The organism is Gilliamella sp. X-57 (genome assembly GCF_057063565.1).
In genome coordinates this window covers 23,251-47,162 of the sequence record NZ_JBXSQI010000003.1, presented here as the reverse complement: position 1 = coordinate 47,162, position 23,912 = coordinate 23,251, and the positions used below count along the sequence as shown (strand labels likewise).

At 36.1% G+C, this 23,912-nt stretch carries 17 protein-coding genes; 11 read left to right on the top strand and 6 right to left on the bottom strand.

Annotated features, from left to right (window positions below; genetic code table 11):
* Positions 1-71 precede the first annotated feature (71 nt).
* Entirely contained in the window at positions 72-1,124 is a 1,053-nt protein-coding gene (ydiK, locus tag ACYIAL_RS02290) for an AI-2E family transporter YdiK (RefSeq protein WP_483747593.1), read from the top strand.
* Between the two features lie 199 nt (positions 1,125-1,323).
* Positions 1,324-2,679, top strand: coding sequence for a CDP-diacylglycerol--serine O-phosphatidyltransferase (pssA, locus tag ACYIAL_RS02285; protein ID WP_483750857.1), 1,356 nt, complete (start codon positions 1,324-1,326; stop codon positions 2,677-2,679).
* Positions 2,680-3,555: 876 nt separating this feature from the next.
* On the opposite strand, the gene ACYIAL_RS02280 is transcribed toward pssA, so the two are convergent.
* Positions 3,556-3,741: a hypothetical protein gene (locus ACYIAL_RS02280; protein WP_483750856.1), complete on the bottom strand. Its 186-nt coding sequence runs from the start codon at positions 3,739-3,741 to the stop codon at positions 3,556-3,558.
* A gap of 854 nt (positions 3,742-4,595) precedes the next feature.
* On the opposite strand from ACYIAL_RS02280, the gene mutS reads away from it, so the two are divergent.
* Positions 4,596-7,154 (top strand): DNA mismatch repair protein MutS, encoded by a 2,559-nt coding sequence (gene mutS / locus ACYIAL_RS02275; protein ID WP_483750921.1) that lies wholly within the window; start codon positions 4,596-4,598, stop codon positions 7,152-7,154.
* A 152-nt stretch (positions 7,155-7,306) separates the two neighbouring features.
* Here the strand turns inward: mutS and dld are convergent, their stop codons facing one another.
* Positions 7,307-9,004 carry a D-lactate dehydrogenase gene (gene dld, locus ACYIAL_RS02270; RefSeq protein ID WP_483750855.1) on the bottom strand — a complete coding sequence of 566 codons (1,698 nt, stop codon included), beginning with the start codon at positions 9,002-9,004 and terminating at the stop codon, positions 7,307-7,309.
* 181 nt (positions 9,005-9,185) lie between these two features.
* Positions 9,186-10,163, bottom strand: a complete 978-nt coding sequence (gene rlmF / locus ACYIAL_RS02265) for a 23S rRNA (adenine(1618)-N(6))-methyltransferase RlmF (RefSeq protein ID WP_483750920.1) — start codon at positions 10,161-10,163, stop codon at positions 9,186-9,188.
* 241 nt (positions 10,164-10,404) lie between these two features.
* On the opposite strand from rlmF, the gene ACYIAL_RS02260 reads away from it, so the two are divergent.
* The 3 genes from ACYIAL_RS02260 (at position 10,405) to mscM (ending at position 15,638) form a co-directional block, all read left to right on the top strand.
* Positions 10,405-11,823 (top strand): sodium:proton antiporter, encoded by a 1,419-nt coding sequence (locus tag ACYIAL_RS02260; RefSeq protein ID WP_483750854.1) that lies wholly within the window; start codon positions 10,405-10,407, stop codon positions 11,821-11,823.
* A gap of 343 nt (positions 11,824-12,166) precedes the next feature.
* Positions 12,167-13,015, top strand: a complete 849-nt coding sequence (gene asd, locus ACYIAL_RS02255; protein WP_483750853.1) for an archaetidylserine decarboxylase — start codon at positions 12,167-12,169, stop codon at positions 13,013-13,015.
* Between the two features lie 4 nt (positions 13,016-13,019).
* On the top strand, positions 13,020-15,638 hold the full coding sequence (gene mscM, locus ACYIAL_RS02250; RefSeq protein ID WP_483750852.1) for a miniconductance mechanosensitive channel MscM: 2,619 nt from the start codon (positions 13,020-13,022) through the stop codon (positions 15,636-15,638).
* On the opposite strand, the gene ACYIAL_RS02245 is transcribed toward mscM, so the two are convergent.
* Entirely contained in the window at positions 15,635-16,165 is a 531-nt protein-coding gene (locus tag ACYIAL_RS02245; protein ID WP_174796091.1) for a DedA family protein, read from the bottom strand. The two genes, mscM and ACYIAL_RS02245, sit on opposite strands and share 4 nt — an antisense overlap.
* Positions 16,166-16,352: 187 nt before the next feature.
* Between ACYIAL_RS02245 and fdhD the strand changes: the two genes are divergently transcribed.
* From fdhD to ACYIAL_RS02220, 5 genes are all read left to right on the top strand, one after another.
* The gene (fdhD, locus tag ACYIAL_RS02240; RefSeq protein WP_174796090.1) at positions 16,353-17,159 is read left to right on the top strand and encodes a formate dehydrogenase accessory sulfurtransferase FdhD; all 807 of its coding nucleotides are present in this window, start codon (positions 16,353-16,355) and stop codon (positions 17,157-17,159) included.
* 271 nt (positions 17,160-17,430) lie between these two features.
* Positions 17,431-18,249 (top strand): purine-nucleoside phosphorylase, encoded by an 819-nt coding sequence (locus ACYIAL_RS02235; protein WP_483750851.1) that lies wholly within the window; start codon positions 17,431-17,433, stop codon positions 18,247-18,249.
* A 56-nt stretch (positions 18,250-18,305) separates the two neighbouring features.
* The gene (locus ACYIAL_RS02230) at positions 18,306-19,544 is read left to right on the top strand and encodes a nucleoside permease (RefSeq protein WP_483750850.1); all 1,239 of its coding nucleotides are present in this window, start codon (positions 18,306-18,308) and stop codon (positions 19,542-19,544) included.
* A 180-nt stretch (positions 19,545-19,724) separates the two neighbouring features.
* Positions 19,725-20,660, top strand: coding sequence for an EamA family transporter (locus tag ACYIAL_RS02225; RefSeq protein ID WP_483750849.1), 936 nt, complete (start codon positions 19,725-19,727; stop codon positions 20,658-20,660).
* A 979-nt stretch (positions 20,661-21,639) separates the two neighbouring features.
* Positions 21,640-22,116, top strand: a complete 477-nt coding sequence (locus tag ACYIAL_RS02220) for a hypothetical protein (RefSeq protein ID WP_483747584.1) — start codon at positions 21,640-21,642, stop codon at positions 22,114-22,116.
* A gap of 121 nt (positions 22,117-22,237) precedes the next feature.
* On the opposite strand, the gene amtB is transcribed toward ACYIAL_RS02220, so the two are convergent.
* Both amtB and glnK read right to left on the bottom strand, forming a co-directional pair.
* Positions 22,238-23,518 (bottom strand): ammonium transporter AmtB, encoded by a 1,281-nt coding sequence (amtB, locus tag ACYIAL_RS02215; RefSeq protein WP_483750848.1) that lies wholly within the window; start codon positions 23,516-23,518, stop codon positions 22,238-22,240.
* Between the two features lie 21 nt (positions 23,519-23,539).
* On the bottom strand, positions 23,540-23,878 hold the full coding sequence (gene glnK, locus ACYIAL_RS02210) for a P-II family nitrogen regulator (RefSeq protein WP_160432205.1): 339 nt from the start codon (positions 23,876-23,878) through the stop codon (positions 23,540-23,542).
* Positions 23,879-23,912: the final 34 nt, after the last annotated feature.

The window sequence follows — 23,912 nt, the reverse complement described above, 5'->3', positions numbered from 1 at the left end:
ACACCATCATATTAATTTTGAATGATAATGCGTATAATAACGCAATCTAGATTAATAAATATGGTACAAAAATGCCAGCAGAAAAAAACACTACCGATCTACTCAAACTGATTTTAAACCTATTAATTATTGGCTTGCTAATCATTATTACCTATCGTGTTATTGAAGTTTTCTTATTCGGATTCTTCTGGGCGGTGATGGTGGTCATCGCTACTTGGCCACTAATGATAAAAATTCAACAAAAACTATTTAACAAACGCTGGTTATCACTCTTAGTAATGGCGTTAATATTATCGTTTGTTTGCATTATACCTTTTATATTAATTATTAGCTCGGTAGCGCAAAATGGCCACCATCTTATTGAATGGGCCAAAACATTATCCCATCAAAAACTACCCACCCTTGACTGGCTTGAAAGCATACCGGCCTTTGGTTCCGAGCTACACCAAAAATGGTTAAACCTGATTCAAACTGATGGTACCGATTTAGTGACAGCTATACAGCCTTATGTTGGCACTATGATAGGCTGGTTACTTGAACAAGCCACCAATATTGGCATATTCATCTTTCATGCTGGTGTGATGATTATTTTTAGCCTATTGCTCTTTTTAAAAGGTGAAAACATCACCAAATACGTCTATTTATTAGCCAATAGGCTATCAAAACAATATGGCGAAACCACCGTCACCCTAGCAGGGCAATCCATACGTGCAGTGGCACTTGGCGTTGTGGTTACCGCCATCACTTTAGCCTTAATTGGCGGATTAAGTTTTATATTAACCGGCATGCCGTTATCGGGCGTACTAACGCTAATCTTATTTATTTGCTGTGTGGCACAAATTGGTCCAGTAGTTGTTATGCTTGGGTGCATCCTTTGGCAATTTTGGGCGGGCAACACCGTTGCGGGCATCGTATTAATTGTTGTGGCAATTATCTTGACCACCTTAGATAGTGTAATGCGAGCTTACTTAATAAAAAAAGGCGCCAATTTACCATTTTTACTCATATTATTTGGGGTGATTGGGGGACTACTTGGCTTTGGCATAATGGGACTATTTATTGGACCTGTAGTTCTAGCATTAACATACAAAATAATTCAAACATGGGTTGATGAACAATCTTAAACCATTTATCATCATCCAGTAATAAAGCATTAAGAGCATAAACGCGTTGCTAAAGGCCTAATAAAAAGCCACTTAATCGAAAGCAACTTAGCCAAAAATGCACATAATTTAAAAGGAGTATTATTTTGCTGGCCTTATTCGGGTTACATAGATAAACAAAATCATCACGTAGCTAGCCAGTTATAATGATAAATAAATCATGCGAATACCATTTATAAAATACAATCACCGAAAGTACCTTGATGAATTAGCAAAAATTCAACAAGATGCTAAGCAATACCACATATGTGCTAATCCGAAAGCGTACCGACTTGCTTTAATCGAAAGTATAAAAAAAGCTCAGCACCGTATTTATATTGTCGCGCTCTACCTAGAGCAAGATGAAGCGGGGCAAGAAATTCTTAACGAACTGTATCAAATAAAACAACAGCGCCCAAATTTAGATATCAAAATATTTGTTGACTGGCACCGTGCGCAAAGAGGCCGAATAGGCGAAGACAAAGCCCATACCAACGCTAATTATTATTACCAACTAAAACAGCAACACCCTGATATCGACATTCCCATTTATGGCGTGCCAGTTAATCGACGCGAAATACTTGGTGTACTGCATCTAAAAGGATTTATCATTGACGACACTGTCATTTACAGCGGTGCTAGCATTAACAATGTCTATTTGCACAAACGTGAAAAATACCGTTATGACCGTTACCACTTTATTACTAATCCATTATTAGCGGACAGCATGGTACAGTTTATTCACGACCACTTTTTGCCATATCAAGCGCTGCAACTGCTTAATACGGGTACGCACAAAACCCGCAAACAAATCAAATCAGAAATTAAAACCCTACGCCAGCATTTAATGGATGCTAGCTATCAATACAATGCCAATACTGATAACCAAACCTTGTCAGTTGCGCCAATTATGGGGCTTGGACGCAATAACGCATTAAATAAAATTATCCATCATCTCATTAATGTAACCGAGCAAAAAATCACCTTTTGTACGCCTTACTTTAATTTGCCAAGCATTTTAGTACGCGACATCATTCGCCTGCTACGTAAAGGCCGACAAGTCGAACTGATTATTGGCGACAAAGAAGCCAACGACTTCTATATTCCACCAGATAAACCTTTTAATATATCGGGTGGATTACCGTACTTATACGAAATCAACTTAAGAAGCTTTATTGAGCGCCTTCAACCTTTTATTGATAAGGAACAACTCATCATACGCCTATGGAAAGATAAAAACCAAACCTATCACCTAAAAGGTATCTGGGTAGATAAGAAATGGGTGCTTATAACTGGCAATAACCTAAACCCACGAGCATGGCGGCTAGATCTGGAAAACGGCATATTAATACACGATCCCAAACAAGAATTAAGCAATAAATTTAGCCAAGAACTTAACACTATACGCCAAAAAACCACATTGGTTACGCACTTTCAACAAATCCAAGCGAGCCAATTTTATCCTAGCCAAGTCCATAAATTAATAAAACGACTTAGTCGAATAAAAGTGGATAGAATTATTAAGCGGTTGTTATAAAAGTGTTTCATTTTGGGGGGTGCTGAAAAGCCTTGAAAAAATTAAAAAAACTTTCCTGATAAACATAGCCACGCTAAACATCCCTGTTTGGCGTGCTAACCTCTCTCTGTTATCGGCTCATTCCGACGAAGGATTAATGCCTATATTAATCTTTGAGTGTTATAAAAATTGGCGTGTTTTTCTTACAAAAACCATTTAATCATTACGTTGATTTTATTTAATTTTTATTTGGCGTTTTTGAGTGAAATCAATTTGTTATCGGGTGCTTTTGCGTGTTTTGGGTAGGTGTTAGTTATTGGCAAATTTTCTCGTGCAAAGTACTAACCTTATTTGTCACCTTTTTCTATCATCCGATTTATAGTTAAACCTAAGCGATACCTCCCAACGAGTGTAGGCTTTGCTATTGTTCTTCAACTTTTGAATAAATGCAATATCAATCATTGGAGGATATTTGTTGGGTTGTCCTGCTAAACGATGGGATAGGTACGTTAACGGAAATTTGGCATAATCAGCAAATATGTAGTGATTAAAAAAAGAGGAAAAACAAAAGCCCCAGCGATTTCCAGTAAAACGCCTTATGAACTTTTAGAGGATTATTTGAATCACGAAGTGAAAACAACTTGGCGTTTTCCTACATATTTTTTTAATATGATCTGATTAGTTACGTTTATAAACTTGTACCAAACGATATATTCTTTTTGAAGGATTAGAATGATATTTATCTTTAATTAACTCATATTGCCATAATAAAATACCATTTCTTATTTTAATTATAAAGCTATTTGCAATGTCATAACTTTACTTTTTCTCGTCATCATAATAAGAAAATTTGTGATTAATATAACGTATTTTATTTATTGTTCCACCCTCAACCTCTTAAATATCTAAAGCAAAGCTAATAGAATCTAAAGCACCTTTGTTTCGATAAATAGTAAAAAATTTCATTTGATAAAACGAAAAATTTTTTTTACCCAATTTAGATGATGCAATCGTTATTTTTTCTTTATCATAAAATATTTCCAAATGCTTATCTAAAAAATTTTCTGCTGTAGCTTGATACATTATACCAATCAAGATTACAAATAAGAAAGGTAAAAATAAAGGAAAAGAATGAAGGGACGAATTGTTTGTAGGGCTACACAAACAAATAAAAAAATTGCTTGTACTACGATCATTGACCAATAGATTAGAAAAAAAGCGGAATATTTCCGATAATTTACTGAATAAAATTGATAATAACGATCCATTGTTTACTTTTGCCCATTTTATTAATTTGAAAGTTTTTTAAAATTAAGATTTTAAAAAAAAGCTGCACTAACTCAATCACGTTCAATAGTGTGACCTTTAAAGATTCAGTCACAATTTATTCCCTTACTTTTGAGCCAAGGGCTGTGTTGTCTAATTCTTTTGCGAGCATAACAAATTTCTTTGATTACATTTTTATAAAATACATCAACAAGAAAGATACAACATAATATTGAGATGGCTAAATATTATAATATAAGAATCTAAACTAATCGTAAAAAAAGAATTAAATGCTAAATACCCCATTTTATTAAAATACAAAACTGACGTAAAAAATTACGCTGCTAGATAAAGATAAAAAACTTTTTACATTCAAATTGTCGAATAATAAAACCGTATAAACGAGTCTATAATTTAAAATAATAAACCCAATACTTTAAAACACAAATAGATCCATTTTACATTAAGCACCAAATAACCCTCTGTAATAGACTAATAATCAGTTATAATAAAATTATTATATGAATGATTACATCATACAGCTTACATTTATCAAACTTTTAATGACCCTAAAAATGAGGAATCAGTGCAATTTTATGCGTTTTAATGATACTTTGTAAGACTTGTGAATTTGACTTATTACGTTGAAAGATAAAAACCCAAATAATGCCATGATAAATGAAGACAATTTAACCGACCATACCCCAATGATGCGGCAGTATTTAAGATTAAAAGCCGAAAACCCTGATATTTTGCTTTTTTATCGCATGGGTGATTTTTATGAGATGTTTTATGATGATGCCAAGCGCGCCTCGCAGCTTTTAGATATTTCGCTCACAAAGCGTGGCTCGTCTAATGGTGAACCGATTCCTATGGCGGGTGTGCCGTACCATGCGGTTGAAAGTTATTTAGCCAAGTTAATCTCGCTAGGTGAATCGGTGGCTATTTGTGAACAAATAGGCGATCCAGCAACAACCAAAGGACCAGTTGAACGAAAAGTCGTTCGTATTGTTACTCCGGGCACAGTCAGTGACGAATTATTACTAGAAGATCGCAAAGATAATTTACTTGCTTCAATCTGGCAACATAAAAACCATTATGGTTACGCCACACTTGATATTAGTTCTGGTCGTTTTTATGTTTTTGAATGTGACAACTTCGAAGCAATGCAAGCTGAACTGCAACGTACAAGCCCTGTTGAATTGCTATATCCCGAAGAATTTCAATCCATGCCATTAATTGAAAATCGCCATGGTCTGCGCCGTCGTCCACAGTGGGACTTTGATCTTGAAACGGCAAAACAACAGCTTAATTTGCAATTTGGCACCAATGATTTAGTTGGATTTGGTGTAGAGGCGTGCAATTATGCACTTTGTGCAGCTGGTTGCTTATTGCAATATGTTAAAGATACCCAGCGCACTGCTCTGCCCCATATACGTTCCATTATTAAGCAATCGACAAATGACTTTGTTGTGCTAGATGCTGCAACTCGCCGTAATCTGGAAATTACCGAAAACCTAACGGGTGGAACACAAAATACCGTTGCTGACATACTTGATCAAACCCAAACTCCAATGGGCAGCCGAATGCTTAAACGTTGGTTGCACTCACCAATCCGTAATCTGACAATATTACAAAATCGCCAACAGGCGATTAGTGAATTACAAAATTATATTGATGATGTTAATCCGCTATTAAAGCAAATTGGTGATTTAGAACGTATTTTAGCAAGGCTGGCACTGCGTACCGCTCGGCCTCGTGATTTTGCCCGTTTGCGTGATGCTTATAATCTGCTACCGCAATTACAAAAACTATTGACTTGCTTAACTTCACCCGCTTTAATTGGTTTGCGTGCCAAGATAAATCAATTTGAAAGCATCGCCGCTCTATTAACGCGCGCCATTGTCGAAGCGCCCCCCGTGATTATTCGTGATGGTGGCGTGATTGCCAGCGGGTATAATGCAGAACTAGACGAATTGCGAAGTTTAGCTGATGGGGCAACCAATTACTTAGAACAGCTTGAAATTCGAGAGCGTGAAACACTTGGCATTGATACGTTAAAAGTCGGATTTAATGCAGTGCATGGTTACTATATTCAAATAAGCCGCGGACAAAGCCATTTAGCGCCAATTCATTATACTCGCCGTCAAACGCTGAAAAATGTAGAACGATACATTATCCCTGAACTTAAAGAGTACGAAGATAAAGTGCTCACCTCTAAAGGGCGAGCCTTAGCACTTGAAAAGCAACTTTACGAACAGCTATTTGATCTGTTAATGCCAGATCTAGCCGATATGCAAATTAGCGCTGAGGCTATTGCCGAACTTGATGTGCTTACCAATCTAGCAGAACGGGCATTAACCCTTAACTACCAAAAACCGACACTATCGACCAATGCCGGTATAGAAATTAAAGATGGACGACATGTGGTAATTGAGCAAGTTTTACAAACACCATTTATTGCAAACTCATTATCACTATTGCCAAATAGGCGAATGTTAATTATTACTGGCCCCAATATGGGCGGTAAAAGTACCTATATGCGCCAAGCGGCCTTAATTGTACTATTGTCTTATATTGGTAGTTTTGTCCCTGCTTCTAAAGCAATCATTGGACCTGTTGATCGCATTTTTACCCGAATTGGCGCCTCTGATGATTTGGCATCAGGTCGTTCTACCTTTATGGTCGAAATGACCGAAACGGCCAACATTATGCATAATGCTACAGAACAAAGTCTTGTTTTAATGGATGAAATCGGTCGGGGTACCTCAACGTATGATGGGCTTTCTTTAGCTTGGGCCTGTGCTGAGAATTTAGCCAATCAAATCAAATCAATGACGCTTTTTGCAACCCATTATTTTGAATTAACCCAGTTACCAGAACATATGCAAGGCGTTTATAACGTCCACTTCGATGCCATTGAACACGATAACAACGTTGCTTTTATTCATGAGGTTTCTGAAGGCGCTGCAAGTAAAAGTTTTGGGATTGCTGTGGCAGGGCTTGCAGGTGTGCCTAAGGCAGTATTAAAACGGGCTAAACAAAAATTGAAAGAGCTTGAAATTATCTCAAAACAATCTGCTAACAGTGGTGTCGATAAATCGCAACTTTCTTTAATCGACGAGCCCGAACCGTCAGAAGTAGAAGAAGCGTTAAAACAGATCGATCCCGATGCTTTAACGCCAAAACAAGCATTAGAGATGTTATATCAATTAAAAAAATTACTATGATCTGAATAACGCGATAGCTGTTGTATCGCGTTGTTATCCGTCTAAAAAAGATTCACAGGAGTTGTTCAATAAAACACCATCAGATAGTATTTTTTGGCGGTTAAATTTCAATACTTGACGGTGTCTACAATTTAACATAACTCAACCATGTATTAAGCCCAATTTTTCTTTTTGGACGTTTTACCTATACCCGGATTAAGACTGTTTGTAGGATCAAGCTCTTGATAGAATTTTTTCAAATCCTCATTGGCATGATACAAATGCCCCACATTGTGCTCGGCTGGATATTGCGCACCACGCTGATCAAGCAATGCTAAAATCTCCTCCTTAACTTTATCGCAATCTACCCCTTTTTTAGCAATATAATCTTGATGGAACACATAACAGAAAAAATGCCCATAATACATTTTGTAAATAAAGTTTTGATCGATGCTTTCTGGCAGTGTTTCAAACCAATCGGTATCATTACGCCTTAGTGCAATATCTAATGCAACAATGTTTTCTACTGTTTTGCTATGTACATTTCGGTAAGACGTTGCAGCCCCCGCTGCTGCAAAACGGTGTAACATTGCCGCTTCGGCCTCTTTTTCATTGCACAAAAAATAATTACTATTTTTATTTTGAAAATAGTCTTTCAAAAAAGCTTCAGCTTCAGCAATCCCATCATCTGCCATCTTTAAAATAAGATGATGTTCATAACGATCACGATAATCACGCAATGACTTTGGTAAATGATTAGGTAAAAATTTGCAGGCGAAGATAGAAAACCGATCCGAAAAGTTTTTAGGGAAAAATGGGATTTTTGCCGTAACACGATCAACCCAATTTTTAAAAACAAACATGCGCGGCATCATATCGGTACCTAACTTGTTAATAGCTAGAAAGGTCGGTTTTCCATAAACCGCAGCAATATCAAACGCCACACGATGTATATATTCACCCGACACAGGCAACGTTTTAAACTGCCCTAAAATATGGCGACGAATACCATTTAGTTCATTAATATCATTGGTACCGATATAAAAGACTGCCGATTTTTGCTCAAGTGGAAAAGTATCAAGACGCACCGCAAAAACCATTAAGCGCCCTGCACTACCTGATGCTTCATAATGACGGGCGGGATCAGCATTAAATCGTGCAGGTGTATCAGCATCAATTTCACGAACATGATCACAATAATGATGATCATGCCCTAAACCAGCATCACGTTTAATATCCTTATCGGTATAGGTATGATTTTGCAAGTTCTGTAAAATCGTTTCTGGATCATCCCCCAGTTCAATCCCTAAATGATTCACTAAGCGCAACTGCCCTTGCTGGTCTAATTGCGCAAACACTGCCATTTGTGTATACGCTGGCCCACGCTGAATAAGTGCTCCACCAGAATTATTACATACACCGCCCATCACAGAAGCGCCAATGCAAGATGAACCAATGACCGAATGCGGTCCACGATGATATTTTTTTAACTCTTTTTCTAACCTAAATAATGTGCTACCCGGCAAACAAACAACCTGCTTACCATTTTCAATCACTTTAATCCCATCTAATCGACGAGTACTGACAATCACAATGGGACGATCATAATCATTACCATCGGGTGTCGATCCCCCTGTTAAGCCCGTATTGGCTGATTGTGTGATAACAATCACGTCCGCTTCAACACACGCTTTTAATACCTGCCACTGCTCAACTAACGTCCCGGGTAAGACAACGGCCAATGCATCACCCTCACCAAAACGAATACCTTGACGATAAGGTAACGTACGGTTAGGGTTTGTTAAAGTATATTTATGTCCAACAATACCTTGTAGCTGCTCAATAAGTTGAGCTGTTTGATTACTTTTCATATCGGTATTTCCTATGCATATTGAAGATTGGGTTGTGTTAATGATGGTTATTAAATAACCACCCATCTTAACCAAAAGCAATACAATAAGCTATCGGTATTTTATTAGAATAAACTAAATGAATTTAAGCTACTTTTTACAACAAAATCTGCTCACTTGAATAACAAAAAAGTGGACTAATTTATTGTGGTTGCTCTGTCTTTTGGGCATTTTTTAACAAAATTTGTTGGCGCTCATGTTGATCAAAAAAAGACCACGCGACAAATCGGCTAATTTTTTGCCCTTGTGCCATGGGAATAATATGGCTTTGAACGACATTGGCTTGTTTCAACTTTTTGTTGATTAATGATAAGGTCTCTTTTTTCGACACTAATGACGAAAACCACAAGCATTGGGTTTTATATTCAGTACTTTCGCGAATCATATTAGCAATAAAAGCGGCCTCGCCCCCTTTGCACCATAACTCTGCATGTTGCCCACCAAAATTAAGTACGGTTTTTGGTTTTGAATGCGTTAATTTACCTAACTTCTTCAGTTTAGTTTGTGCACTTGCCAGCGCATCTTGTTCCGAAGCATGGAAAGGTGGATTACATATCGTTAACGCATAAAATTCGTTAGGCTTAATAATATGCTTAAAAATGGCTTGATTATCTTTTTGTAATCGACACTGCAAAGTGTTTTTTAGTAACGCATTGGCCTGTATTATTAAAGAGGCAACCTTGATAGCCGCTGGATTGATATCACTTCCCACAAACGACCAACCATATTCAGCACAACCAATAATGGGATAAATCACATTGGCACCAACGCCAATATCTAAAACGCGAATTTGCTTACCTATCGGAATGCTATTTTGATTATCTTGTGCCAATAAATCGGCTAAATAGTGAATATAATCCGCTCGACCCGGAATGGGCGGACATAAATAACCATCTGGAATATCCCAATAATTTATTTGGTAATCATTAAATAACAAGGCTTTATTTAATATTTTAACTGCCATCTGATCGGCAAAATCAATTGATAAATTACCATATAGATTCGGCTTTACATATTGAGACAGTTCTGGAAGTCTACTCATGAGCTTTGCAAAATCATAACCATTTCGATGTTTGTTTCGGCAATGTAATTGGGGCTTTTTTAATGAGGTTTGCACAATTGTCCTATTTTATCCAAAATCAAATAATCGCTATTATAACGGCTTAACTACAATATACGAAAACCCAGCTAACAAATTAATCAAAATTGTTACGGTGGGGTATTGTTTTTTTTTAGGTTATTATTATGCAATTAAATTCCCAATATAACTATTTTTACCTAATCCCCATATTCAACATTCGATAAATTAAAAACTCTTTGCTATAATCCCTCACCACTTTAAAACCAAAAACAAATCTACAATGAAAGCCCTTGTACCTCTTATAACCTTAACCCTCATACCTTTTGACCTTTTTGCTATGGATTTTAACGGTCAAGATTTATCACTCTTTTGGGGTGTTCCGTTTGTGGGGATTTTGCTTTCAATTGCGCTAATGCCACTATTTTTGCCGCGGATTTGGTATCATCATTATGGCAAAGTTGTTACTTTTTGGACAATGTTGTTTTTGCTGTTTACTTTGTATGCATTTGGTTTACAAACTACCGTCAACCTGACCGCTCATACAGTGGTAGCCGAATATATTCCTTTTATTTTGTTATTGCTGGCACTGTTTACTGTTTCGGGAGGAATTTTGATTAAGAGTGATGCGCTCAGTACACCCAAACGCAACGTTACTTTACTGGCAATTGGTACGCTATTAGCGTCGATCATGGGCACCACAGGTGCTGCCATGTTAATGATTCGGCCATTGATCCGAGCCAATCGTAATCGAAATTGTTCTATGCACACTATTATCTTTTTTATTTTTTTAGTGGCTAATATTGGCGGAGGATTAACCCCGCTGGGCGACCCACCGTTATTTATTGGTTTTTTAAAAGGCGTTAATTTTGGGTGGACAGTTAAACATATGCTGTTGCCAGTTCTACTTAGCTCATTACTATTATTAGCTATTTATTATGTTATTGATTGCCACTACTTTCGTTTGCAATATGGCAATTTATCAGAACTGAATTCCATTTCAAAATCCAAGAACGTTAACGTTAAAATTTATGGAAAAAACAATATTTTCTTATTAATAGCAATTATTACCTGCGTACTAATGTCTGGCATTTGGCATTCATCGGTTAGTTTTACAGTTTTAGGTACACATGTTACTTTACCCAATTTAATTCGCGATAGTTTGTTTATTATCATTACCCTCATTTCAATGCTAATCACCCCTAAACAGGTTCGTGCAGGTAACGAATTTAATTGGGAACCTATCATCGAAGTTGCTAAACTATTTATAGGCATCTTTATTACTATCGTTCCGGTACTTACCATGTTACGAGCTGGTAGTCATGGCGCATTAGCCCCAATCGTATCACTGGTAACCAATACACAAGGTGAGCCAATCAATAGCATGTACTTTTGGTTATCAGGTTTACTTTCTGGCTTTTTAGATAATGCGCCAACCTATTTAGTCTTTTTTAATCTAGCTTCGGGCGATGCCACGACCTTAATGACAGTGCTTGAAAAAACCTTACTGGCTATTTCAATGGGATCGGTTTTTATGGGAGCGCTTAGCTATATAGGTAATGCACCCAACCTTATGGTCAAAAACATTGCAACGCAAAATAAAATTAACATGCCAAGCTTTTTTGGCTATATGAAATGGTCAATATGCATTTTAATTCCGGTGTTTATCATCAATAATTTAGTGTTTTTTATACTCTGTTAACTTAGGCGGTTCACAAGCACCCATTCAAATGATTGTGATACGGCAAATAGCCATTCTATATTCACTAGAAATTAGGTAATGTGTTTCTTAATCCGATGAAGTATAACCCAAGCTTAATTTTTATCTTTAGCCGTGTCATGTCATTTTTGTTAAATAGAATTTAAATAACTAGCAATGAATACCATATTTAATTATTTACCATTAACTTTCTTAGGCATGATAAAGTGTTTACAATATTGGTGCTCGGTATTACCGATTACACATTATTCATTTTAGCCGTTTTACACTTTATGTATAAATCTTGGTATAATGCCGTATTTCTATCTTTACTTGAGAGTTATATATGTTAAATCAGTTAAAAGCAATTATTCAGTATCTTCTTCCTAAACAGCTATTAACCATCATATTTGGATGGCTGGCAAAAAAACAGTTGGGAAAAGTCACTACATGGATGATTATGGGCTTTTGTAAACTGTATAAAGTGGATTTGAGCGAAGCAAAAATTAACGATGTTAAAGCGTTTAAAACCTTTAATGACTTTTTTGCCCGTGAATTAAATGAGGATGCACGCCCAATTGATGCTACCGATAGTGTCGTTGTTATGCCAGCTGATGGCGTTATTAGTCAGTTTGGTACCGTTCAAGATACCCAGCTGTTACAGGCTAAAGGGCATTTTTATTCTTTAGAATCACTGCTTGCTTGTCATCCTGATATGATCAAGTTTTTTAAAAATGGTTCATATGCAACCACTTATTTATCACCTAAAAATTATCACCGCTTTCATATGCCTTGCGATGGTGTTTTGCGTGAGATGATTTATGTGCCTGGTTCACTGTTTTCAGTCAATAAGGCGACAACGGAAAGCATTCCAAATATTTTTGCACGTAATGAACGTGTAATATGCCTTTTTGAAACTGACTTTGGACCAATGGCGCAAATTTTAGTCGGAGCAACCATTGTCGGTAGCATCGAAGTACCATGGGAAGGTGTCATTACGCCACCGCGCGAGGGTGTCATGAAACGTTGGACATATTCAGGTGAAGTCAAATTACAAAAAGGGCAAGATATGGGTTGCTTTAAATTGGGGTCAACAGTGATTACGTTATTTGCATCAAATGCAATTGAGTTTGAAAGCCACCTTAAAGTGGGCGATGTTGCACGTGTAGGTCAAAAATTAGCTAATAGGATATAACTTTATGTGGATTCGTGGTTTTTTATGCTTTGCTGCTGTGTTGTTTTCTTCACTAACCTTTGCCGAAGAAACCACGCCCATCATTAATAGCGAGGATGATCTTTCGCAAGTTGTTCAACAATTGAGTGATAAAAATGATGAACTCCGGCAAAATATGGAGTTACAAAAAACGCATTTAACCAGCATTGTTAATGAGCAAAACAATATCACTACGCAGATTTCACACGTACAAAATACGCTAGCAACGCTTGACGAGCAAGGTGAGTGGTTGAGCTTTTCAACCGCTCTGGGCGAAACCTTGCGTCAACAGTTATTACGATTACCCGAAAAGCCTAAATCACAAGCACTAGATGCCGAAATTGCTGAGGCCAAAGCCCAACAACTTAATTATAGTAATATTTTAACTGCGTTAGACGATTATCCAACCTTAACAAGTCCGCTTAATAACGTCAAAGAAGCAACACAATATCGCCGTTTAATTCGGGAACAGGCCGAATTACTTAAGACACTTATTTCAGGTACTGATACCACAATTTTAGAATTGACCAAATTAAAAATTGCTAATAAACAATTAACTAATGCGATTGATGAAGTGAACGATGCCGCACATAGGTACTTCTTTTGGGTGGCGGATGTTAATCCAATATCCTTGAGTTATCCAATCAATTTAGCTAAAGATGTGGTTTATGTCATTTTTTCAATCGATACCCTTTCACAACTTTATAATGCCAGTACTGAGGTACTGAGTGCGCCCAAACCGCTATTTTTAATCATTTTATCGTTACTCTTTGTGTTTACGCATTTTAAAATGCGCACCAAATATAATACCTTTTTAACTCAATCAGCCAGCCGCGTGGGTAAAGTGACACAAGATAGTTATTCTTTAACCCTAAAAGTAGTTATCTTTTCATTAATTATGGCGTTACCGGTGCCAATTTTGTGGGCGGTGTTTGGTTATGCATTGCAAATTAATTGGGATTATCCTGTTGCATATGCATTAGGTTATGGTGTAAATGCAGCAGCGCCAATTTTATGGGTGTTTATTATTTCAGCGCACTTTGCATCACCTAATGGGCTATTTATTAGCCATTTTGGTTGGTCTGAACGTAGCGTACGCTCGGCAATGAAATATTATCAGCTTTCGATTTGGCTTGTGATTCCATTAGTGATGATAGTGATGAGCTTTGACGAGTATAACAACCGCCAATTTGCTGCCACAATTGGTCGTACAGCTTTTATTTTTTTATGTTTTGCTTTAGTGTTTATGACTAACGCCATCCATCGCGCTGGCGTGCCTCTTTATATTGATAAAAAAGGAACAGGCGATAATTTATTAAGTCATATTTTGTGGTTTATCTTATTAAGTGCTCCTTGGCTTGCCATTATTGCTGCTTGTTTGGGCTATTTATCAACTGCGCAAGTGTTATTAGGCCGCCTTGAAGCATCAGTTATTATTTGGTTTGCACTATTAGTTATTTATTACATGATTCGCCGTTGGATGTGGATTCAAAAGCGTCGTATTGAATTTGAACGCACCAAGCAACGCCGTTTAGAACGGATGCAGCGGGCAAAATCACAAGAAGATGATCTTAACTCACTGAACGAAAGTGTCGATGAACCTGTTATTAATTTAGATGTTATTAGTGCCCAATCTTTACATTTAGTTAGATCGATTATTATGATGATTGCGCTCATTACTATGATTTTGCTGTGGTCTGAACTGCATTCGGCTTTCGCTTTTATGAATAATATTAAGCTGTGGGGAACCAGTGCCATTGTTAATGGTACCGAAATTGAACAATACATCACCCTTGGTGCGGTATGCATTGCAATTTTAGTGATGACAATTACCGTGCAACTCGTCAAAAATCTACCTGCTTTATTGGAGTTAGGCATTTTACAGCATTTAGATTTAGCCCCAGGAACAGGTTATGCAATTTCGACGGTTTCAAAATATATTACCTTAATGATAGGTAGTATGATTGCGTTTTCGTTTATTGGTATCGACTGGTCTAAAATTCAATGGTTAATTGCTGCACTAGGTGTAGGGTTAGGTTTTGGTTTACAAGAAATATTTGCCAATTTTATCTCTGGTTTAATCATTTTATTTGAAAAACCGGTGCGCATTGGCGATACTGTGACAATTCGCGATTTGACCGGTAATATCACCAAAATTAATACCCGCGCAATTACCATTGTTGATTGGGATCGTAAAGAAATTGTGATGCCCAATAAAGCTTTCATTACCGAACAATTGGTGAACTGGTCGTTATCAGATTCGATCACTCGGATTGTATTAACCATTCCCGCAACTATCGATGCTGATAGTGATCTGGTTATCAAACTTTTACAACAAGCCTCAGATGAATGTGAATATGTGCTTAACGATCCTGAACCACAAGTATTTTTGGTAGATATCCAAGAAGGCATTCAATTATTTGAATTACGTGTTTTTGCTGCTGAAATGGGACACCGAATGGTACTGCGAAGCACTATACATAAGCTGATACTTGAAGCTTATCGTAAACATCATTTGACGCTACCATTCCCACCATTGCAAACCAATTTAGAAGCATTGGGGCGCAAAAGTGGACGTCGTAGTTATACCATAGGCACGCTTTAGCCAAAGAGTGTTTCTAGCCAAGGCACACCAAGCGCACCTGGTGCAAGCAATACAAATGCCCAAACTGGCGCAGAAGCAATATTGGCTAAATTAAATTTGGTGGCTGGCATGTGCATTGCGCCAGCTATTAATGGCACAATTGCGCGTAGTGGTCCAAAAAAACGACCAATAAATACCCCAAATGTTCCATAACTTTGAAAGAATTGTTCGGCACGATAAACTAATTTCGGGTGCTTATTAAGTGGCCATGAAGCAATAACTTGTTGATGATAGTGTTTTCCTAGCCAATAAGAAAGTAAATCGCCGACTACAGCGCCCGCCGTGGCAACAATTAATACCGGTACAAACGATATTGCTCCTCCACCAATTAAAGCCCCTACCCCAAATAAAATGGCAGTTGCAGGAACCAAAAGCGAGATGATTGCCAATGATTCACCAAATGCTAATAAAAATATAATTGGCAATGCCCAAATTTGATGATGCTCAATAAACTGCATAATGGCCAGTGTGATTTCGTGTAATGACATAGGCTTATGTTTGTGAATTATGAATTGATTATGGTCAACTATTTTACCATAATATGGGTTACTTAGCGCTAAGCATGCTATCTATTGATAGAAACTTACACGCGTTAATGTTTATTAGGTTAATTCACATTTGAGCTTGTGCTTATATAGTCGTTTTAATTACAACCCAATTAACAAGAGACAAATCATGGCGATCGGTATTGAATCAATTCTAGTACAAAAATTTAAAAACTGTGAGTTGCAAAACACTCAAACTGATGTGATCGCTATCGAAAAACCTGTTGCGTTAATTTATAACGGTATTTCGCATGTAGTGATGATGGCAACCCCCAAAGATTTGCACTATTTTGCAATGGGATTTTCGTTAACTGAAAATATTATTCAATCGGTTAATGATATTTATGGCATTGATATTATTGATACCCCAAAAGGTATAGAAGTCCAGATTGAACTTTCGTCGCGACGCTTTAGTGAACTGAAAGAAAAACGCCGTAATTTAACAGGACGCACGGGTTGCGGTATCTGTGGCACTGAACAGATAGAGCAAGTTTGTCAAGTCATCCCCACTTTGCCACGAATAAATCAAATTAAGTTAGCTGATTTTAGTGGCAGCTTAAATAGCTTATTGCAAGTTCAACAAGTCGGTCAACAAACGGGTTGCACTCATGCCGCTGTGTGGCTGGATTTGAAAGGCCAATTTATGGCGGGGTTTGAAGATATCGGCCGGCATGTCGCATTAGATAAACTGCTTGGTTTTAGAGCAATGCAATTACCTAATAATCCTAACTATCAACATGGTGTGGTATTGGTTTCAAGCCGCGCCAGCTACGAAATGGTGCAAAAAACGGCCAAGTGTGGTGTGGAATTTTTATTAGCGGTTTCGGCAGCAACCTCAATGGCCGTTGATTTGGCTAAACAGTGCCATTTAACTTTATTGGGATTTTTTAGAGGCGATAAAGGGGTAATCTATTCTGGCGATGATCGCCTAGCTTAATGACGATTTTAGTATTAACCCATATTGATGGATAAAATTAATTTTTAACTTAATAATTTGAATAATAAAAATAAAAAAACTCATTATTTAATTCATTCTAAGATATCGCAATTCGTACCTTTCTTTATTAAGCAAAAATCTTCATAATATACATCATTACTTTTTTTAATTATTTTATAAGTTTATTGTCTAACTGAACTAATTAATCGGTTCAAACTGTTTATTCATTCTATTTTACTTTATAACATTTAATTTTTGAAAGGATACTATCATGCATCAAACTTCTGATATTCAACAAGCCGTTAACTATATTCAAAAAAACACGGACAAAAAACCAACTATTGGAATTATTTTAGGTTCAGGCTTAGGGCCTTTTGCCGATACACTTGAAGATGCTGTTCACATCCCTTATGACACAATTCCACATTTTGCCAAATCAGCAGCAGTAGGCCATGCCAATGAATTAGTTATTGGCAAATGCGGTAACAAAACCGTCGTGGCAATGAAAGGACGCTTTCACTATTATGAGGGATTTTCATTAGATCAAGTCACTTTCCCTGTTCGTGTGATGAAAATGCTTGGCGTTGAAAAATTAATTATCACTAATGCATGTGGTGCAGTCAATACCAGTTTTAAACCGGGAGATTTAATGCTCATTACTGATCATATCAATCTTACGGCTAATAATCCGCTCATTGGACCAAATAATCCTGATTTAGGTGTGCGCTTTTTAGATGTGAGTGAGCTTTATAACAAGCAATTACGCTCAACAGTCCTTGATGTAGCCAAAGAAATTAATATTAATTTACAACAAGGTGTTTATGCTTGGTGGACAGGTCCAACTTATGAAACACCTGCTGAAATTAGAATGATTCGCGTGTTAGGTGCCGATGCAGTGGGTATGTCAACCGTACCAGAAGCAATTATAGCGCACCATTCAGGCATTAAAACCATTGGTATTTCGTGCTTAACCAATATGGCTTGCGGAATTTTAGATCAACCATTAGGACACGAAGAAGTCATTGAAACGGCTGAACGTGTTAAAGCAACCTTTTTACAACTTATTACAAAAACGATTGAACGTTTTTAATCGATACTTTTATATTGGTTTTCTATAAAAAGTTCACTTTATTTTAGGAATAAACAATGGACATACAAAATAGATTAAAAATAATGATGTTTTTCCAATATTTTATTTGGGGAAGTTGGCTAACCACTTTTGGTGCTTATCTATTTAATACCTTACACTTTTCAGGTATTGAAGTATCGATGATTTTTAGTACTAAAGGTTTAGCTGCATTAATTACACCATTTATTATTGGCATCATTGCCGATAAGTTTTTGCAAGCTAAATATCTTTATCTATTTTGCCATTCTGTTTGTGCTATTGCGCTTTTTTACGCCGCATCGGTGAATGATTCAGCCATTTTATTTTGGGTGATGTTAGCCAATGCATTAGCATTTATGCCAACTATTGCCTTATCTAACTCAATCAGTTATCACTGCTTAGATAAAGCAAACTTAGATACTGTTTCTGTCTTTCCTAAAATACGAGTATTTGGCACAGTTGGCTTTATCGTCGCAATGTGGACTATTAGCTTATGCAAATTCGAGTTGAGCAATGCTCAGCTCTATATTGCTTGCTCTGCCTCGGTTTTACTTGTAATTTATAGTGCAACATTACCTAATATTGCTGTATCTAAAAACCAAAAACAATCTTGGATTTCTTATTTAGGATTAGATGCTTTTGTGTTATTCAAAAAACCTGTCATGGCAGTATTTTTTCTTTTTGCTATGTTACTTGGCGCTATATTACAAATTACCAATACTTTCGGTGGCGCTTTCTTGCATGATTTTGCTAAAATTCCAGAATTTAAAGATAGTTTGATTGTGCAATACCCTGCTATCTTATTATCTGTTTCGCAAATGGCTGAAGTCGCTTTTATCTTAACTATCCCATTTTTTCTCAAAAAATTTGGTATAAAAAAAGTCATAATGATAAGCTTAATTGCTTGGACACTTAGATTTGGTTTATTTGCATTTGGCGATCCAACACCTTTTGGATTTGTGCTATTAATGCTTTCAATGATTGTCTATGGGTGCGCATTTGACTTCTTTAATATTTCAGGCTCTATTTTTATTGAAAAAGAGGTCAATTCTGATATTCGAGCCAGCGCTCAAGGGTTATTTATGACGATGGTTAATGGTATTGGTGCTTATTTTGGTTCAATTTTAAGTGGTATTGTTGTTGACATATTTACACACGATGGCAACAAAGATTGGCAAACAATTTGGTTAATTTTTGCTTCATATGCTCTTGTATTAGGCATTGTTTTTTATTATTCATTTAATTATGACCATACTAAAAGCAATTCTGCTGGATAATGGCAAATCCATTTAAATTAATCGATTTTAAAAGATTATTTATCGCTTAATTATTTAATTTAACTTATTAAAAAATCTTAGGGGGGGTTGTTTGAAATCAACCGCCCTTGAAGACTTTTGTTGTATTTTTGTGTCGATAATTTTCGACAATGTTATTTTTTAGTGTGATGAGATTTTAATATGAAAGATAATTTTTTAGGTGGTTTTCTGGTTTTTTTAGGCGCATGCAGCTTTGGTGTACTATCTTCAATTGTAAAAACAGCTTATAAAGCGGGCTATACATTAGGGGAAGTCACGGGTATCCAGTGTTTTTTAGGTATGCTAATGTTGTGGAGTATTCATTTTATTGTTAAAGCTGTACATAAACCCAAAGTATCTGCATCAACTAACACACCATTAGCGGCATCGACAACTCAAAATCCTGAATCAACAAAAAAATGGAAGGTTTGTGCCGTTGGACTCTTTCCTGGATTAGTGGGTATTTGTTATTATCAGTGTGTTCAGTTAGTACCTGCATCAATTGCAATTATTTTATTAATGCAATACTTGTGGATTAGCATCATTATCGATTTTGTTATTTTTAAAAATAAACCTACGATTATTCAACTTGCAACAGTAATTGTAATTATATTGGGTAGTAGCTTGGCTGCTGGCATGTTTAACCAAGATATTACTTTAAATTTAACAGGCTGTTTTTTTGGTTTTTTAGCTGCGCTAATGTATTCGCTTTTTATTAGCACTAGCAGCAATATCGGCAATGAGTTACCTAAACTTGAAAAAAGTGCTCTAATGATTACTGGTGCATGTTTTGTTACATTTTTGATTTTTCCGCCGTTGTTTTTCTTTAAACTTGATATTAGCGATAAACTGTATCAATTAGGATTTTTATTAGCATTACTTGGAACGGTGCTACCACCCTTTCTATTTTCGATTGGTATCCCTAAAATTGGTATTTCATTAAGTGCAATTCTTTCAGCCGCTGAATTACCTGTTGCGGTGTCTTGTTCATTTTTTTATTTACATGAATCAGTCTATTTTATCCAATGGATTGGGGTGGGGATTATCCTACTAGCAATTGCATTATCTAACTTAAAGCATATTAAAAAATCTGATTAATTTTAGATTATTGGGTAGGAGAAGAATTTTCCTACCTTTTTACTTTGATTGAGTTTTGATGTTTCCATTCAAAATTAATGAATACTCATTGCAATTCAATTAAGCCAATCACGCTTAGATTTACAAAAAATTTGTTGTTCAATCTACTTTAACTTTAACATTCTTAATCTATGTCATATCGTTGAATTAACCTAGCTCGCCTTAATTTTATTATTAATCATTAGCCAAATACTGAGCAGAAATCTCTAATAATACCAATATTTATTATTTAGCAAAAAGTGATAGAATGAAGTGATAATACCTAAAGGTATTGAAAATCTAATCTATCATCACCATTTAAGATCATCCAATAAGTATGATCTACATTGCTGATGTTAACTCAAAAGACAAATGATTCTATGATCTACGCTATTTTAATAGCTTTAATAGTCAAATATATAAAAAATGATTATGGTAGATTTACTTTCTTTTCTGTTTAATTATCGTGAGATTTTAAGAAAAATCTTTAACAAGAAGATTGAATCTAGCAATATTATTGAACTTTCCAAAATTAAATGTGTCTTATATAAGCATGACTACTGTGAAATGGTATTAGTTTTTTTATCTAAAATAGTCGGTCGTTTGCTATTAAGTTATTTTCTCTAATATTAAATTAAGCGTTTTACAGTATTGATAACATCCCGTAATTAGCCTTTAGATAAGGTTTATAAGTAAATAAGACTATTTATTATTACAATCTAACTATTTTTCGTATAGTAGTTATTCCCAATAGTGTTTTATTTTTTAAGCTGTTATGCTTTGAAATTTAAATTCATTAATTTGAATATCTAATGGAAAATTTATTAAATTTTTGAATTTTTTTATTTTTATATTTAAGCATTATATTAACCTGAAACATTTTACATAAAAAAGTAATATTCGCTTTTCTTCATTGGAGGCCTTGTTATCTTTTTATCTTAATTAAAAAGGAAGTTAAAGAATGAAAACATATAAAAAGCCTTTATTTACCTTAGTACATAGTAATGCAGCAATACCCGAGCACAGGACGCTAGCTTATTTAGATCCTACATTAAATTATTATACCGATCATATTGATGAGATTATTGCCTTGCGTGTTAAGGAACTTAAATTACATCATTCTGAATACAGAGAGTACCATGATATGCACAAAGGCAATAATAAAAGTGGATTTTCTTTTATCTTTCATGAGGTATTTGAGTCAGAACACCATAAAAAACAAATTGGCATGTTGAAAGATGAAATCGCCATTGCCAAAGAGTCTGATAAAGTAAAGGAATTACTAAATACTCGGATAAAAGCAATCGCTAATGTTTATCCAGAATTGCAGTTTAATTTTAATGATATGCAGGTTTTACCGACCAAAGTAAAAGAGTACCTTTTTGCACCGCCTTTAGTCTTAACTGAAGATAATGCCATTATGCTTTGGGATGATTAAAAATATTTACTTAACAATAATTAATAAAAGCCATAATTTACAGGGATCTTCCCTGTAAATTATTTTTCATTTTAACCATTTTTATGTGTAAAAATTAATTAATAACAATTTTACTTAGTGATTAACTATTAAATGCACTTTCGCCGTGGCTGTTAATATCTAAGCCTTCTCGCTCATGCTCCTCTGAAACACGCAAGCCAACACAAAGATCTGCAATTTTATAAGCAACAAAAGAAATAACCGCTGTCCAAATTACACACGTCATAATGCTCATTAATTGAATTCCGACTTGGCTTATCATAGTAATGCCTTCGGCATAACCAATACCACCTAATGATTTTGATGCAAATATACCAGTTAATACACAGCCTACTATACCACATACGCCATGTACGCCAAATACATCACAGGTATCATCAACTTTTAAAATTCTTTTGAGTGTTGATACACCCCAGACACCAGCAAAACCGCAAATAAGCCCAATTAGCATAGCACCACCTACGCCAACAAGGCCCGCAGCAGGCGTTACGCCAACTAACCCCGCTATCACACCTGATGCTGAACCGAGGCATGATGGTTTGCCTCGTAAAGACCATTCAGCTAATGTCCATGCTAAAACCGCAGCTGCTGTTGCAGCAACTGTGTTAATAAAGGCTAAACCTGCGATCTCATCAGCATGCGTTGATGATCCTGCGTTAAAGCCGAACCAACCAATATAAAGAATTGCTGCGCCGAGATAGACATAAGGTAAGTTAAATGGTTTTAGTGGTTCACGGTTATAGCCAAGACGATTTTTAATTAAATAAGCGCCGACAACTCCGGCAATTGCTGCATTAATATGCACAACAGTACCACCAGCAAAATCAAGCGCGCCTTCATCGCCCAAAATTCCGCCCCCCCATACCATATGTGCCATGGGAATGTACGAAAATGTAAACCATAACACCATAAAGATTAATACGGCTGAAAAACGCATCCGTTCAGCAAAGGCACCAGGAATTAAACAACAGGTAATACAAGCAAATGATCCTTGAAATGCCACCCAAATGAGTTCATAAATCGAACCTGACACATCCGTAATGCCAATGCCCGTTAATAGAAAGTGGTTAAAGTTTCCATAAAACCAATTTCCTTCACCAAAAGAGAGTGAATAACCATAAGTAATCCATAATACGGCAATCAGTGAAAAGGTTACAAGGACTTGAGATAACATCGATAACACGTTTTTGGAACGTAATAAACCGCCATAAAACAGAGCAATACCGGGCACAGACATAAAAAGTACTAAAGCAGTACAGATCATCATAAATCCATTATCGGCTTTATCAACTATGCCGGCTTCATCAGCAAAGGCAGTACTTGAAAATAAAATAGCTAAAGAAAGAATAAATTTTTTCAACATAATGATATCCTTAACAATAAATTACAGCGCCGAGTCGTCGGTTTCGCCTGTACGTATACGTACCACATGATCAAGTGAGGTGACAAAAATTTTGCCATCGCCAATTTTGCCCGTATGTGCTGCTTTAGCAATGGTACTAATGACTTCGTCAAGCTGCTCATCGCTAATAGCTAAGTCAATTTTAACTTTAGGTAGAAAATTGACATTATATTCGGCACCACGATATAGCTCTGCATGGCCTTTTTGTCGTCCAAAACCTTTGACTTCGGTAACGGTTAATCCAGTGATACCTATATCAGATAAGGCTTCCCGAACTTCTTCTAATTTGAACGGTTTTATAACTACTGTGACTAGTTTCATCAATCGCTCCTAATAAATATGAGATTACAAAATA

What these genes read in the sequence shown, in the direction of transcription:
- ydiK (WP_483747593.1), top strand. Translation starts at nt 72, where the DNA reads ATGCCAGCAGAAAAAAACACTACCGATCTACTCAAACTGATTTTAAAC.
- pssA (WP_483750857.1), top strand. Translation starts at nt 1,324, where the DNA reads ATGCGAATACCATTTATAAAATACAATCACCGAAAGTACCTTGATGAA.
- ACYIAL_RS02280 (WP_483750856.1), bottom strand. Translation starts at nt 3,741, where the DNA reads ATGTATCAAGCTACAGCAGAAAATTTTTTAGATAAGCATTTGGAAATA.
- mutS (WP_483750921.1), top strand. Translation starts at nt 4,596, where the DNA reads ATGATAAATGAAGACAATTTAACCGACCATACCCCAATGATGCGGCAG.
- dld (WP_483750855.1), bottom strand. Translation starts at nt 9,004, where the DNA reads ATGAAAAGTAATCAAACAGCTCAACTTATTGAGCAGCTACAAGGTATT.
- ACYIAL_RS02260 (WP_483750854.1), top strand. Translation starts at nt 10,405, where the DNA reads ATGAAAGCCCTTGTACCTCTTATAACCTTAACCCTCATACCTTTTGAC.
- asd (WP_483750853.1), top strand. Translation starts at nt 12,167, where the DNA reads ATGTTAAATCAGTTAAAAGCAATTATTCAGTATCTTCTTCCTAAACAG.
- mscM (WP_483750852.1), top strand. Translation starts at nt 13,020, where the DNA reads ATGTGGATTCGTGGTTTTTTATGCTTTGCTGCTGTGTTGTTTTCTTCA.
- ACYIAL_RS02245 (WP_174796091.1), bottom strand. Translation starts at nt 16,165, where the DNA reads ATGTCATTACACGAAATCACACTGGCCATTATGCAGTTTATTGAGCAT.
- fdhD (WP_174796090.1), top strand. Translation starts at nt 16,353, where the DNA reads ATGGCGATCGGTATTGAATCAATTCTAGTACAAAAATTTAAAAACTGT.
- ACYIAL_RS02235 (WP_483750851.1), top strand. Translation starts at nt 17,431, where the DNA reads ATGCATCAAACTTCTGATATTCAACAAGCCGTTAACTATATTCAAAAA.
- ACYIAL_RS02230 (WP_483750850.1), top strand. Translation starts at nt 18,306, where the DNA reads ATGGACATACAAAATAGATTAAAAATAATGATGTTTTTCCAATATTTT.
- ACYIAL_RS02225 (WP_483750849.1), top strand. Translation starts at nt 19,725, where the DNA reads ATGAAAGATAATTTTTTAGGTGGTTTTCTGGTTTTTTTAGGCGCATGC.
- ACYIAL_RS02220 (WP_483747584.1), top strand. Translation starts at nt 21,640, where the DNA reads ATGAAAACATATAAAAAGCCTTTATTTACCTTAGTACATAGTAATGCA.
- amtB (WP_483750848.1), bottom strand. Translation starts at nt 23,518, where the DNA reads ATGTTGAAAAAATTTATTCTTTCTTTAGCTATTTTATTTTCAAGTACT.
- glnK (WP_160432205.1), bottom strand. Translation starts at nt 23,878, where the DNA reads ATGAAACTAGTCACAGTAGTTATAAAACCGTTCAAATTAGAAGAAGTT.